Genomic DNA, 12,723 nt, shown 5'->3' with positions numbered 1-12,723 from the left:
TTATCGGCCAATTCTTAAGAAGATCCTGTCATGGAAGGATTTGTTTGCCATGTGTGCAAAGGTTTTGTTGTTGAAATGGGAGGGAATGTGGCGGTGATGATCAGGCGTTTGCGGGATGCGCTTGTCGGCCTCTGCATGCTGGCGCTATCGCTGATGATTATTGCGAAGCTGGAACAGGATGCTGCCATCGAACTTGGAGGCCCATTCCAGGTTGTCGATGGTGACACACTCTCATCGCACGGTCAGCGATTGCGACTTGTCGGGATCGATGCCCCCGAACTTGGACAAAGGTGTGAAAACGGGGATATGGTCAGCTATGACTGTGGCCTTGAGGCCCGTGATGGTCTGGAGCTGTTGATCGATCGCGCGGCCTGGGCCTGTCAGGGGAGCGCACAAGATCAATATCGAAGGACGCTGGTCCGCTGCGCGTTGCAGGGAGCCGATCTCGCAGAAGCAATGGTTCGGCAGGGGCTGGTTGTCGCAGAAGGCGACTATCTGTCGGCCCAAGCCGAGGCGCAGGTTGCAAAACGGGGACTTTGGGCCGGCAGGTTCGAACGGCCCGCGGATTGGCGGCGGGCGCGTAAACTAGACGAGATGGAACCGGCCGGCGGGTTCATGACGTATGTCTCCAATCAGATTGGCGCATGGTTGAATATTTGAAGCACAGGACAGGTAAAGTGCGGCAGGACACCGAAACACGTTTGCTCATGGAGAGCGGTATCGATGCTGACGCCGTCGGTGCACTTAGCAATACAGACGCACTTGGCCATGCAATTGCGCAATGTCGCATCTGTCGTGACCATGCCTTTGGCGGCGAAGCCTGCCGCTTGCCACATGAGCCGCGGCCGGTTGCCTACCTGTCAAACACCGCACGGATCCTGATCGCTGGCCAAGCACCCGGTCTGCGCGTGCATCAGAGCGGAGTTCCGTTCGATGATGCATCCGGCGACCGGCTGCGACAATGGCTGGATGTCGATCGGGATACGTTTTATGACAGGTCGCGGTTTGCCATCGTTCCGATGGGCTTCTGCTTCCCTGGATACAATGCGGAGGGCCATGACCTACCGCCGCGGCGCGAATGCGCGCCACGGTGGCGCCAGCCCGTGATGGATGCGATGCCGCAGGTCGAACTCATCCTGGCGGTCGGGCAATATGCCCAACTCTGGCATCTCCGGGACCGACGTCGCAAGACCATGACGGAGACTGTCGAGAACTGGCGCGAATTTCTGCTCAGCAATGCGCCGGGGCCGCGTGTTCTGCCCCTGCCGCATCCAAGCTGGCGCAACACGAGCTGGTTGAAAAAGCACCCATGGTTCGAGGTCGATGTGCTGCCGGTCCTCAGGCGAGAGGTTTCGCTGTTGATAGATCGAAATAATTTTCCTTAATTTGATCGAATCCCGCTATATCTGAGAAAATCAGTTTTCAGGGCTTGTCATGGATCGTCTCGACCGCAAAATTCTTCGCATTCTCCAGGAGGATTCTACCCTGGCGGTTGCCGACTTGGCCAAGAAAGTCGGGCTTTCGACAACACCGTGCTGGCGCCGCATCCAGAAGATGGAAGAGGACGGTGTAATCCGCCGTCGCGTGGCCTTGCTTGACCCGGCCAAGGTCAACACCAAGGTCACCGTGTTTGTCTCGATCCGCACGTCGAGCCATTCCATCGAATGGCTGAAGCGTTTTTCGGAGGTCGTGTCGGAATTTCCGGAAGTGGTCGAATTCTACCGCATGAGCGGCGACGTCGATTATCTGCTGCGCGTGGTGGTGCCCGATATTGCCGCTTACGATGCGTTCTACAAGCGCATGATCGCCAAGATCGAGATCCGCGATGTCTCATCGGCATTTGCCATGGAGCAGATCAAGTACACCACTGAGCTGCCGCTTGATTACATGATGCTCGACAACAACAAGTCGAACGAGGATTAAGCAGTCGCGCTTTTCCGAAGGCGGGCGAGTGACTTCTCGCTCGTCAGTTCCGTTACAGCCTCCCGGCCAATCCACCGCTCCGTCTTGTTGTCGCCTGCGGCCAGGCGTTCGGCGCAATCGAGTGCGGGGCCATGACAGTGCAGATTGCGCTTTCCGATATTGCGGAGGGCCCAGTTCACCGCTTTCCTGACGAAGTTGCGTGGATCGGTCGCGTGTCGTTCAATCAATGCGAGGAAATCGAGGAAGGTGGAATCCGGTTCGGATTTGTTGTGAACGCAAGCGCCGGCGATCATCGCGAAAGCGGCCCGCCTGACATATTCACGTTCATCGCCAGCAAATTGCGTAACCAGAGCCTGCCATTGTTCAAGTTCGGTGAAAAGATCGGCAGCGGCATCGACGATTTCCCAAGAGTTGAAATCCGCTGCCCATTCTGCGGCTTGAGACCTCGTCATATGCTCTGGCTCAGCCGTGTAGATCGCTACCATGCGCGCATCGCGCAGTCCGGTCTTCCAGAGTTCCAGCGCGCGCGCATGATTGCGGCCGATCTGGCGGGCAATCCTCTGCAAGTCCGGATTGGATATGCCGAATGCGGTTTCGGTGGCGATGCGGAAGCGTGTCATTGCCGCGACATTGTCGTCATTGCGCAGCGCCTTCAGATGCGCAATGAGCTCTTTGGTGGTGGTGAGCAGACCAAGGGTCATTTTTCCAGGCGGGCCAGCAGGGACGAGGTATCCCAGCGGTTGCCACCGAGCTTCTGGACTTCGCCATAGAACTGATCGACGAGCGCCGTGACGGGCAGGGTAGCGCCGTTGCTTTTGGCTTCAGTCAGCACAATGCCAAGATCCTTGCGCATCCAGTCGACGGCAAAACCGAAGTCGTATTTGCCGACCGCCATGGTTTTGTGGCGGTTTTCCATCTGCCAGGAGCCCGCAGCCCCCTTGGAGATGACTTCGACAACCTTTTCAATGTCCAAGCCGGCTTTCTTGCCAAAATGAATCGCTTCGGCAAGGCCCTGCACGAGGCCGGCAATGCAGATCTGATTGACCATCTTGGTCAACTGGCCGGCACCTGCCGGTCCCATGAGGCCGACCATTCGGGCAAAGGCCTCGATGACCGGTTTTGCCTGTTCGAAAGTTGTCTCCTCTCCGCCGCACATGACAGTGAGCACGCCGTTTTCGGCGCCGGCCTGACCACCCGAGACAGGCGCGTCGATGAAACCGCAGCCTTTCGCTTCGGCAGCCATCGCCAGTTCACGCGCCACTTCGGCAGAGGCCGTCGTGTTGTCGATCAGGATCGCGCCAGGCTTCATGCCGGACAGAGCGCCATTTTCGCCGATGGTGACGGAGCGCAGATCGTCGTCATTGCCGACACAGGTAAACACGAAATCCGCATCCTTGGCCGCGGCCGCCGGGGTAAGCGCATGACGGCCACCGTGCTGTTTGACCCAGGCTTCCGCCTTTGCGGTGGTGCGGTTGTAGACGGTCACGTCGTGGCCGCCCTTGGCTTTGAGATGCCCCGCCATCGGATATCCCATGACGCCCAAACCGATGAATGCGACCTTTGCCATGCTCATGCTCCATGCCTGCGAAAATGTCGGCACAAGGCATAGCGCAAGCCTACGTCTAGGGAAAGACGAATGGCGGTTGGAGCGGGAACGTGGACGTTGTACCCGCGTTTCTCCTGATCTCGTCATCGCCGAGCAATTCGAGAGACAAGGGGCCAAGGCGAACGGAAATCTCGTTCCATAGACGCCGCAAGCGACGAACGTGCAAATCATCGCCGATCCAGTCCATCAGATGTTCGATGGCGCGGGAGGCGTCTTTCGGTGTGCCGGTAATCGATGACAAGGCCCATTTGCTGAACTCTCCTGCATCCACTTCCCGCACCAGTCCCGGCTCGTCACCCGGGATCAGGAATTTTGCATTGCTCGTATTCTGGATGCCCTGCAACAGGCTATTTGGCGCGAAGAGGACCGCGGCGTAAATGCGGTCGAACTTGTCGATTGCAACCTGTTCTGCTGCCTCCAAACTGCGTTCCTGCTTCAAGGCGCGTTCCAGATCAAAGATCGTCCGGACGTTGAACTGGCGCAGTAGCAGGAAGCGGTCCAACCCGACAACGCAGCATAGTTGCGCCTGTGCGATCCAGTCGATCGCCTGGTAGATGCCGTAGGGCGTTTCGATATGGAGCATGATCGGATTGTAAGTGGCGAGAGACTGGACTTCGGAAATGCCGCACTCCTCCAACCGGAACCGGGTAAAATAGTCGATACCGTCGATGGCATCCAGCGGGATGACCCTTGTCCAGTCCTTGAAACGGTCGTCGGTCTGCTTGATCCAATTGATCACGGTGGTCGACTTGACGAGGGCAAATTGTATTGCGCTTTCCGGCAAGAGGCCGAAGCTCAGCGCCAGCAGGATCCAGATCAGAGGGATGCCCGGATTGTGCGTAAGAACGGTGTCATTGGGTGCAGGTTTTGCGAAGTCAGCGATGGCGAGAAGCGGATTGGGCAAGGCGCGGTAGAGGATGATCGTGACGAGCACGGAGATGACGATCATCGCGGCCTGGCGGATGAATGTGTATGCCGACAGGTCGAAGACGGCCAGAGCCTTGACCAGATAGCGGAGCGAAGCGACATAGGCGCCGATGAAGGCAAAGGCCGCAACGGTTGCCGTGTTTTCTGCGGCAAACCGCACCATTTGGCTTGCTTCTGCGCCGGCAGATCCCGGCAATCCGCCGGTGATGAACAGGCTGAGCACGAGGTCACGCGCACAGGTCGCATTGCTCATGCTGCATGACGGGATGAGGGCGAGATAGAAACCGCTCGTCACGACAAGTGCGTAGGGCAGCGATGACCAGAGCAACTGGCGATCATGCCGGCGACCGAAACGATGGGTCTGCTCGATGGTAGCGGTGATCTGGGAAACCAGTTCGTCAGCGTTTTCTTTTGCCCCGGGTTCCCCATTCGGCGGCGTTCTAGATGCTTCCGGGGGCGGCGCGTATGGCTCGACATCGGCCGAGTATTTCGTCCGGACGAACTCGAACGAAGGGTTGATCCCCTGCGCGCCATCGCCGCCTGCCGTGGTGGGGAATGCGGCAATGTAGTCGCGGATCATGCGCAGGCGGCGCAAGCGGATCTCATATCGACCGAAGATCAGGCCGATCACCGTGGTTGTGGCCATCGCCGCCGCCACCCAAATTGATTCAGTCGTCAGGAACTCAATCAGTGATGTCCACCACACAGCCAGTGTTTGCATCTGCGATCCCCCATTTTGGGGCGAGCCTAGCAACAACAAGAAAGGGCGCCACCAATCGGTGACGCCCTAAGATTGTATTTGGCAATTTTGGGTTGCTTTTTATTTCTTTTTCGCGATGACCAGGTGGCCGGGAGAGGGCTCGCCATCCTGCATGCGCACGTTGATATCGGTGATCTCAACGATTTCGAAGCCGGTGGCGGCCAGGCGTTCGCGAACATAGGCTTCGGCATGGACGAAACGCTGGTGCGGGCCGACGATATAGGGGCGGCCGGCCATGATCTCGGCCGGGCGGGTTTCGGAGGAGAAAATGAACAGGCCGCCATCGGTCATGTTTTCGGCCGCGCCGAAGAACAGCGGCTCGAGTGCCCCGAGATAGGGCAGGACGTCGGTTGCCGTGATCAGGTCGAAGGCTTCGTCGTCATTGTCCTCGAGGAAGTCCTCGATTTCAGCGACATACAGGGTCTCGTAGAGATCCTTTTCATGGGCGAGCTCGACCATGTTTTCCGAAATGTCGATGCCGGTTACGTCGGCGACCATGTCGCGCAACGTGCCACCGGTCAGGCCGGTTCCGCAGCCGAGGTCGAGCATGCGCTTGAAGGGGCCGAGGCCAAGCGACTGAAGGCGCTGGCGCACCAAAGCGGGCACGGCATATCCGAGCTGTTCGACGAGGATATCCTCAAACGCTTCGGCATGCTGATCGAAAAGGGTTTCGACATAGGCGTCAGGTGCCTTGGGCGGCGCTTCGCCGCGGCCGAGGGCAGCAATGCGAACGGACGCACCACCATGATCCTCGGGATCAATGTCCAGCACTTCGGCATAGGCCTTTACCGCAGCGTCGATGTCTCCGGACTTTTCCAGCGCCAATGCGCGGTTATAGGCCTCAGCCAATACATCTTCGTCGATCTTGGCCATCGTGGGCTCCTTGTGGTCTCTGTCGTATTTTCTGTGCCGTGGCTCTAGCGGCTCGCGCCACAGTTGGCAATGTTGACGCGCGACCATGATCGCTGCCGCATCTTGGTCGGAGTTATGCAATAGGGCAACGAAGGCATGCTGGGAGAAGAATTCATGGCAAATGATCTGGAACCAACGCTCGTCAACCTCGACCCGTCCGGCTCTGAGGCGCAGCAGGGATGCGCACCGGCGCTGCCGGCAAATTCGGCCGAAAAGGCCAATATGATCATCCACTACTACCGTGGTGAAATCGGGCGCATGACCAGTTGGCGTGATCGCATCGACAGGACGTCAAACTGGTCGATGACGGTGGTCGCGGGTCTGCTGTCGGTCTCGCTCTCGACGCCGACGTCGCATCACGGCGTCGTCCTGTTCGCCATGCTGCTCATTTCGGTCTTCTTGTTGATCGAAGCGAGGCGATATCGCTTTTTCGATGTCTACCGAGCTCGAGTGCGTCAACTTGAGCGACACTATTTCGCTCAGGCGCTGTGTCCGCAGGCCGAGTTGAATACCAATTGGGCGGAAGCGATCGCTGCCAGCCTGCGCAAGCCGGTCTTCCTGATAGAGTATCACGAGGCGCTCTTTCGCCGCATCCGGCGCAACTACGGCTGGATGTATCTGATCTTGCTGATGGCCTGGGGCCTCAAGATCTCAAGTCCCAAATTGCAGCCAGACGGCCAGCCGATCGAGTTTGTTTCAAGTTTCCAGCAACTGGTGGCCAATGCCCATCTTGGTCCGATCCACGGCGCAATAATCCTCATTGCCGTTGGACTGTTCTATACAGCCCTACTGGGTGCGGTATTGTACCGCGATCCGGACGATGGCGAATTCGCGCATGGAGAGGTTCATGTCTGATCACAGCCAATCAGTGCAGAATGAATTCACCTTTCAGCGCGCGCCATTCGCTGGACCCGATCATTTTCTGGTGCACATATTGCACTGAATGAAGAGGTCCTTCGATCTTCTCCTGCCAGAAGCGCAGGAAGCCCTTCATCTCGGGAAAGTCCGGGGCCAGATCGTAATGCTGCCAGACATAGGTCTGCAGCAAGAGCGGGTGATCGGGCAGGCGGTAGAGAATTTGGGCTGTCGTCAGACCGTAGCCCTTCAGCATCAGTTCCATTTCGGTATTCATGACCGTTCGTTCCGTGTCCCAGCTTAAGGGATCGGCGCGGACGGTGGAGCGCTTCCGCAACCGACCGGGGCCGCGACCGACGCGGGCCCTGTCGACAATGGAAACACTAGATGGCTAATCAAACGTTAATCGCCAGCAAGCGGCGCAAAAAAACTGATGGAAGTCAATGCTTTGGCAGCCTTCGGCGAGAGTGCTGCCAAAGTTTGCCATGTTAGCGCTTGAGGTGTCGGGTCAATCGTGCTTCCAGCCAGGCCCAGGTGTGGCGCAAGGCCTCGACGATCGTCAGGTAGAAGATCGCTGCCCATAGATAGGTCTGGTAATCGAAGGTACGGGAGAAGGCGTAGCGGGTCTGGCCCATGAGATCCAGAACGGTGACGACGGCGACTACGGCGGATCCCTTGATCATCAGGATGATCTCATTGCCGTAGGGGCGCAGTGCCACGATGAGGGCCTGTGGCAGGATGATCTTCCAGAACGTGACAGAGGCGGGTAGGCCCAGCGAATTGGCCCCCTCGGTCTGACCGCGGGGGACGCTCTGGATGGCGCCACGCAGGATTTCGGCCTGATAGGCAGCGGTGTTCAGTGTCATGGCGAGCACGGCACAGTACCATGCCTCGCGGAAGAACCACCAAAGACCCACTGCCTCGATCTGCGCCCGAAATGACCCTAGACCGTAGTAGATCATGAAGATCTGTACGAGCATTGGGGTCCCGCGGAAAACGTAGACATAGATGTAGGAGACAGTGTTCAGCAACTTGTTCGTCGACATGCGGGCATAGGCCACGGGAACGGAGAGAAGGGCACCGAGCGAGATCGAGGCTGCGACCAGGCCCAAAGTGGTGCCAAGGCCCGAGATATAGCGTGGGCCATACCGGACGAACTTGTCTGTGTCCCAATTGCTGATCATCATATAGGCGAGGCCGATGCCGAGCAGCGCCCAGACGCTGAGCGCGACATATCCAACCACACGGGCCGGAGTGAGCAGCCTTGCTCTTGCGGGCGGTGCAGGGCGGGCGGGGATCAATTCCAGGGCGTAACTCATCGGCTGGCTCCAGAACGATTGCTCCAACGTGCAATGGCGTTGATGCCAACCGAGGAAAGCGTGGCGAGGGCGAGATAAAGGCCGCAGGCCAATGCGTAGAAGAAGAAGGCTTCCTTGCTGACCTTTGCTGCAACCCCTGTCTGGCGCAGGATGTCGGAGAGGCCGATGACGGAGACCAGGGCCGTGTCCTTCAGCAGGTTCATCCAGAGATTTCCAAGCCCGGGTAGCGCGATGCGGATCAGTTGCGGCACGACGACCAGCCACATGGTTTTTCTGCGCGACAGGCCGACGGCGCTTCCGGCTTCGTACTGGCCCTTGGGAATGGCCCGGAATGCGGAAAGCAGGACTTCGGAACAGTAGGATGAAAAGACCACCGAAAGGGCCAGCATTCCGGCGAAGAAGGCGTTGATTTCGACGCGCTGATCGCTGCCGAACCAGGACAGCATCGTCTGGATCAGCATCTGGAAGCCATAGTAGACAATAAAGAGTGTCAGGAGTTCCGGCAGTCCGCGGAAGATGGTCGTGTATATGCCGGCGGCGCTGCGAAGGCTTTTTTCCTCCGACTGCATTGCCAATGCGATCATGAAGCCGAGGGCCAATCCGAGAGGCAATGTAATGACCGCGAGAGTGATGGTGACCTTGACCCCGAGTGCTACCTCGTCGCCCCAGCCTGTTGCGCCGCATGAAACGATACCGTCGCCCGCCAAGAGCGTGAACAGGCCGACCGGCCCGCAGAACGGATCGAATGTATATTCGATCCAGGCCCAGACGGAGCCCAGCGCGGAAAACAATCCGCTCATGCCATATCCCCCATAGCGGTTTTCCCGCATTTGATTATTGCATCGGCATCAAATGCAAAATGGCGGAAGCTCACTTCCGCCATTCGCAATCGTGTCAGCGATCCGGCGGTTACTGGCCGTAAACGTCGAAATCAAAGTACTTGTCGTTGATTTCCTTGTACTTGCCACTCGTACGGATGGCAGCGATTGCGGCGGTGAACTTGTCGGCAAGTGCTGTGTCGCCCTTGCGAACAGCAATGCCGGCGCCTTCGCCGTTGATCTCGACATCGACAGGAAGCGGGGTCAGGATCTTGCAGCATGTGCCAGCGTCCGACTTGACCCATTCCGACAGGACCACGATGTCGTCGACGACAGCGTCCACACGGCCGCCTTCGAGGTCGAGCTTGTATTCGTCTGCGGTCGGATAGAGCTTGAGCTCAGAGTCAGCCATATGCTTTTCGGCATAGTTGGCGTGGGTCGTCGAGGACTGGGCGCCGAGCGTCTTGCCCTTGAGGCCTGCGACGTCGGTGATCGGCGAGTCCTTCGGTACGGCAACGGCCGGCGGCGTGTTGTAGTACTTCTTGGAGAAGTCGACCTTCTCGAGGCGTTCCGGCGTGATCGACATGGACGCGATGATCGCGTCGAATTTTTTCGCCTGGAGAGCCGGGATGATGCCATCCCAATCCTGGGTGACGAATTCGCAGGTCACCTTCATCTCTTCGCAAAGTGCCTTGGCGATATCGATGTCGAAGCCGACCAGGGTGCCGTCTGCTTCCAGATTGTTGAACGGCGGATATGCGCCTTCGGTCCCGATGATAACCTTTTCCTGCGCCATTGCTGCGCCGGCAAAGAGCGACAGTGCGGCAATCGAAGCTGCAGCCAAGAAACGTGTGGGAATACGCATGAGATCCTCTCTGTTGGTGGATGCCGTTTGTTTTTGTTGGCGGCTGTCCGTGGTCGGTGCGGCAATTGATCGGCCACACTTGGGGCCAATATTCGTCTGGTTTTTCGATTGAAATCAACTGGAAACCGTAGCAGGCCGAAAATTAGCGTGTTTTCTTCTGTTGAAACCGCGTTTCTCGCCCTATTTCCCGCATAGGCCACGTGGATCAAATCCGCTGACTGCGCGTTCAGGTGGGGTTAATTTAACGGGACCTAGGGTCTGTGCGAGGCTCGGTTCTCCAGAATCGGCGAAACAGAATAAAAGTTACTGTCTGGATGGTTTGACAATCGTCGATCGCTGACGGGGCTAAGGGAAGGAAATGCAAGGCATGTTCAAAAACAGATTGCTGACCACAGTGGCCATACCGGTGCTGTCCATGGCGGTGATGGCCAAGCCGGTGATGGCGTCGACCATCGGGTATAGCGAGACGAAATCACAGTCGCGCCAGGCGGAAGAGGGCCTGATCCAGCTTGCTCAGGCCGTTGTCTGCAGCGACGGAGCGGAAGCCGCTGACCAGGACGCCTGCAATGCGCGCGATGCCCAGCGTGCGGCTGAACAAGAAGCCGCGCGCCAGGCTGCCGAAGCACAGGCTGCGGAACAGGCGGCAGCCGAAGAAGCGCAACGTGCCGCCGCCGAAGCCGAGGCCCAGGCTGCCCAGCAAGCTGCCGAGCAGCAGGCGCAGCAGGAAGCGCAGAGGGCCGCCGAAGAACAGGCAGCCCAGCAGGCCGCGGCGGAAGAAGCGCAGCGCGCCGCCGACGCCGAGGCTCAGGCCGCCCAGCAGGCTGCTGCTGAGGAAGCCGCTCGCCAGGCTGCCGAACAGCAGGCCCAGCAGGAAGCACAGAAGGCTGCCGAGGATCAGGCCGCACAACAAGCCGCTGCCGAAGAAGCCCAGCGCGCCGAGGCTGAAGCACAGGCTCAGGCTCAGGCAGCCCAACAGGCTGCAGAGGAAGAGGCTGCCCGCAAGGCTGCGGAAGAGCAGGCGGCTCAGCCGCAGGCCGAGCAGCCTGCTGCCGTTCCTGCCGAAATGGTAACGTGTGCGGATGGATCTCAAGCTGCCACTGCCGAGGCATGCCCAGTGCCGCAGACCGCCCCTCCCGCTACAGAGCAGGCTCCGGCAGAGCAGCCGCAAACCGAACAGGCTCCTGCTGCGGAAACGCCCGCCGAGACACCGACTGAAACCCCGGCCGAACAGCCAGCCAGTGGCGCAGAGCAGCCGGCGGCGCCTACGACAGAAGCCCCCGCCGAAGCTCCTGCAGAGGCTCCCGCTGAAACGCCGGCGGAAGTGCCAGCAGAAGCGCCGGCAGGCCAGACCACCGGCGAAGCCGCACCGGCCGAACAGCCCGCTGGTGAGCAGGTCCTCGTGCCTGCCGTTGTACCGCCCGCCGATCAGCCTGTGCCCGAACTGGTCGAGACCCAGACCGAGGAGCAGAAGCAGGAAATCGCCGCAGATCCGTCGCAGACCTCGGAGACAGTCGTATTGCCGGTTGAAGGCGGCGCTGCCGTTCTCGATAGCGACAAGGATGCGGACAATGTCGGTGGTATGCAGTCGCGCGATCTGCGCAACCAGCAGCGCGCAGCGGAGGAAGTCGCCCCGGCTCCCGAGAATGACGCTGCTGCGCAGGCCCAGGGTGTTCAGGTCGAAAGCCAGACCATCCAGGCGACTGTGGCGGAAACCGGCACAAAACTCGAGGCAGCTCCGACATTCGCCGTTCCGACATCCGTGACCAACAATGCCACGAACATCACCAACAACGTGACGAACAACAATATCACCAACAACACGGTCATTCAGAACAATGTCGTCAATCAGGTGACCGAGGTGAAGGTTATCGAGCAGATCGATGATCGGACGATCATCAATGTCGGCAACCAGATCGTTGTTCGTGGCGACGACCGTCAGCGTCTGCGTTACGACGCGGAAGAAACGTTCTACGAAGAGCTGTCGCGTGGACGTACCCGCGAGACGATCATTCGCCCCAACGGTTCGCGACTGGTGACGATCTACAACCGCTATGGCGATATCGTTCTTCGCTCGCGGGTTACGCGTGATGGTGAGGAATACGTCATGATGTATTCCCCGGAAGCCGACGAAGAGCGTCCGCAGGTCTTCGTCGACGTGGGTTACTCTCTTCCGCCGATGCGCCTGACGATCCCGGTTCAAGACTATATTGTCAGCACGTCGCGCGAGCCGGATCGTGACTATTACGACTTCCTCGGCCAGCCGCCGGTCGAGCGTGTCGAGCGTGTCTATTCGATCGACGAGGTGAAGTCGTCTGCCCGTCTGCGCGACAAGGTACGCCGTATCGACCTCGATACCATCACCTTCCCGTCTGGCTCGGCCGAGGTCCCGCTCGCGCAGGCCAAGACGCTGCGCCAGGTGGCCGCGGCCATGGAGCAGTTGCTGGCCAAGGATCCGGGTGAAGTGTTCCTGATCGAAGGTCACACCGATGCCGTCGGCTCGGATCGCACCAACTTGGTGTTGTCTGACCAGCGCGCTGAAACGGTGGCTAACCTCTTGACCGAAGTCTACGGCATTCCGCCGGAAAACATGTCGGTTCAGGGTTATGGCGAACGCTACCTGAAGATCCGCACGGAAGCCGGTGAACAGCAGAACCGCCGCGTCGCGATCCGCCGCGTCACCTCGCTGGTTCGTCCGGCCGCTGCTGCCAACCGGTAATTGCCGGTTTAAAATCGCCGAA

Annotated in this window: 13 protein-coding genes; 5 read left to right on the top strand and 8 right to left on the bottom strand. The window is 59.1% G+C overall.

Annotated features, from left to right (window positions below; genetic code table 11):
* The first annotated feature begins 30 nt into the window (after positions 1 to 30).
* Genes LQ231_RS14220 through LQ231_RS14210 form a run of 3 tightly spaced genes read left to right on the top strand, consistent with a single transcriptional unit; the run spans position 31 to position 1,923 of the window.
* On the top strand, positions 31 to 660 hold the full coding sequence (locus LQ231_RS14220; protein ID WP_230171808.1) for a thermonuclease family protein: 630 nt from the start codon (positions 31 to 33) through the stop codon (positions 658 to 660).
* A gap of 47 nt (positions 661 to 707) precedes the next feature.
* On the top strand, positions 708 to 1,385 hold the full coding sequence (locus LQ231_RS14215; protein WP_230173363.1) for a uracil-DNA glycosylase family protein: 678 nt from the start codon (positions 708 to 710) through the stop codon (positions 1,383 to 1,385).
* Positions 1,386 to 1,434: 49 nt separating this feature from the next.
* Positions 1,435 to 1,923 (top strand): Lrp/AsnC family transcriptional regulator, encoded by a 489-nt coding sequence (locus tag LQ231_RS14210; RefSeq protein WP_113141649.1) that lies wholly within the window; start codon positions 1,435 to 1,437, stop codon positions 1,921 to 1,923.
* Here the strand turns inward: LQ231_RS14210 and LQ231_RS14205 are convergent.
* The 4 genes from LQ231_RS14205 to LQ231_RS14190 all read right to left on the bottom strand — a co-directional run bounded on the left by LQ231_RS14205 (position 1,920) and on the right by LQ231_RS14190 (position 6,089).
* The gene (locus LQ231_RS14205) at positions 1,920 to 2,624 is read right to left on the bottom strand and encodes a DNA alkylation repair protein (RefSeq protein ID WP_230171807.1); all 705 of its coding nucleotides are present in this window, start codon (positions 2,622 to 2,624) and stop codon (positions 1,920 to 1,922) included. The genes LQ231_RS14210 and LQ231_RS14205 overlap by 4 nt on opposite strands.
* Complete coding sequence (locus tag LQ231_RS14200; RefSeq protein ID WP_230171806.1) at positions 2,621 to 3,490, bottom strand: NAD(P)-dependent oxidoreductase; 870 nt, start codon at positions 3,488 to 3,490, stop codon at positions 2,621 to 2,623. Before LQ231_RS14200 ends, LQ231_RS14205 begins: the two co-directional genes overlap by 4 nt.
* A 55-nt stretch (positions 3,491 to 3,545) precedes the next feature.
* Complete coding sequence (locus LQ231_RS14195) at positions 3,546 to 5,102, bottom strand: hypothetical protein (RefSeq protein ID WP_230171805.1); 1,557 nt, start codon at positions 5,100 to 5,102, stop codon at positions 3,546 to 3,548.
* Between the two features lie 174 nt (positions 5,103 to 5,276).
* Positions 5,277 to 6,089, bottom strand: a complete 813-nt coding sequence (locus LQ231_RS14190; RefSeq protein ID WP_230171804.1) for a methyltransferase domain-containing protein — start codon at positions 6,087 to 6,089, stop codon at positions 5,277 to 5,279.
* A gap of 261 nt (positions 6,090 to 6,350) precedes the next feature.
* Here LQ231_RS14190 and LQ231_RS14185 point away from each other — a divergent pair, with 261 nt between their 5' ends.
* The gene (locus tag LQ231_RS14185) at positions 6,351 to 6,983 is read left to right on the top strand and encodes a DUF2270 domain-containing protein (protein ID WP_230173361.1); all 633 of its coding nucleotides are present in this window, start codon (positions 6,351 to 6,353) and stop codon (positions 6,981 to 6,983) included.
* Between the two features lie 10 nt (positions 6,984 to 6,993).
* Here LQ231_RS14185 and LQ231_RS14180 read toward each other — a convergent pair whose 3' ends face one another.
* The 4 genes from LQ231_RS14180 to LQ231_RS14165 all read right to left on the bottom strand — a co-directional run bounded on the left by LQ231_RS14180 (position 6,994) and on the right by LQ231_RS14165 (position 9,985).
* Positions 6,994 to 7,260 (bottom strand): aspartate-semialdehyde dehydrogenase, encoded by a 267-nt coding sequence (locus LQ231_RS14180; protein ID WP_113141643.1) that lies wholly within the window; start codon positions 7,258 to 7,260, stop codon positions 6,994 to 6,996.
* A 211-nt stretch (positions 7,261 to 7,471) separates the two neighbouring features.
* Positions 7,472 to 8,302 (bottom strand): ABC transporter permease, encoded by an 831-nt coding sequence (locus LQ231_RS14175; protein WP_230171803.1) that lies wholly within the window; start codon positions 8,300 to 8,302, stop codon positions 7,472 to 7,474.
* Positions 8,299 to 9,102, bottom strand: a complete 804-nt coding sequence (locus LQ231_RS14170) for an ABC transporter permease (protein ID WP_113141641.1) — start codon at positions 9,100 to 9,102, stop codon at positions 8,299 to 8,301. Before LQ231_RS14170 ends, LQ231_RS14175 begins: the two co-directional genes overlap by 4 nt.
* A 109-nt stretch (positions 9,103 to 9,211) precedes the next feature.
* Positions 9,212 to 9,985: an ABC transporter substrate-binding protein gene (locus LQ231_RS14165; RefSeq protein WP_230171802.1), complete on the bottom strand. Its 774-nt coding sequence runs from the start codon at positions 9,983 to 9,985 to the stop codon at positions 9,212 to 9,214.
* Between the two features lie 367 nt (positions 9,986 to 10,352).
* Here LQ231_RS14165 and LQ231_RS14160 point away from each other — a divergent pair, with 367 nt between their 5' ends.
* Positions 10,353 to 12,701 carry an OmpA family protein gene (locus LQ231_RS14160; RefSeq protein WP_230171801.1) on the top strand — a complete coding sequence of 783 codons (2,349 nt, stop codon included), beginning with the start codon at positions 10,353 to 10,355 and terminating at the stop codon, positions 12,699 to 12,701.
* Positions 12,702 to 12,723 lie beyond the last annotated feature (22 nt).

The sequence above is a fragment of the Rhizobium sp. CECT 9324 genome (genome assembly GCF_918741265.1).
In the GTDB taxonomy this organism is placed as follows: domain Bacteria; phylum Pseudomonadota; class Alphaproteobacteria; order Rhizobiales; family Rhizobiaceae; genus Allorhizobium.
The sequence above is the reverse complement of the archived record's forward strand: the minus strand, read 5'-3'. Positions and strand labels throughout refer to the sequence as shown.

Bases quoted from the DNA above. Each gene is read 5' to 3' on its own strand.
- LQ231_RS14220 (WP_230171808.1), top strand. From the start codon at position 31: ATGGAAGGATTTGTTTGCCATGTGTGCAAAGGTTTTGTTGTTGAAATG.
- LQ231_RS14215 (WP_230173363.1), top strand. From the start codon at position 708: ATGGAGAGCGGTATCGATGCTGACGCCGTCGGTGCACTTAGCAATACA.
- LQ231_RS14210 (WP_113141649.1), top strand. From the start codon at position 1,435: ATGGATCGTCTCGACCGCAAAATTCTTCGCATTCTCCAGGAGGATTCT.
- LQ231_RS14205 (WP_230171807.1), bottom strand. From the start codon at position 2,624: ATGACCCTTGGTCTGCTCACCACCACCAAAGAGCTCATTGCGCATCTG.
- LQ231_RS14200 (WP_230171806.1), bottom strand. From the start codon at position 3,490: ATGGCAAAGGTCGCATTCATCGGTTTGGGCGTCATGGGATATCCGATG.
- LQ231_RS14195 (WP_230171805.1), bottom strand. From the start codon at position 5,102: ATGGCCACAACCACGGTGATCGGCCTGATCTTCGGTCGATATGAGATC.
- LQ231_RS14190 (WP_230171804.1), bottom strand. From the start codon at position 6,089: ATGGCCAAGATCGACGAAGATGTATTGGCTGAGGCCTATAACCGCGCA.
- LQ231_RS14185 (WP_230173361.1), top strand. From the start codon at position 6,351: ATGATCATCCACTACTACCGTGGTGAAATCGGGCGCATGACCAGTTGG.
- LQ231_RS14180 (WP_113141643.1), bottom strand. From the start codon at position 7,260: ATGAATACCGAAATGGAACTGATGCTGAAGGGCTACGGTCTGACGACA.
- LQ231_RS14175 (WP_230171803.1), bottom strand. From the start codon at position 8,302: ATGAGTTACGCCCTGGAATTGATCCCCGCCCGCCCTGCACCGCCCGCA.
- LQ231_RS14170 (WP_113141641.1), bottom strand. From the start codon at position 9,102: ATGAGCGGATTGTTTTCCGCGCTGGGCTCCGTCTGGGCCTGGATCGAA.
- LQ231_RS14165 (WP_230171802.1), bottom strand. From the start codon at position 9,985: ATGCGTATTCCCACACGTTTCTTGGCTGCAGCTTCGATTGCCGCACTG.
- LQ231_RS14160 (WP_230171801.1), top strand. From the start codon at position 10,353: ATGTTCAAAAACAGATTGCTGACCACAGTGGCCATACCGGTGCTGTCC.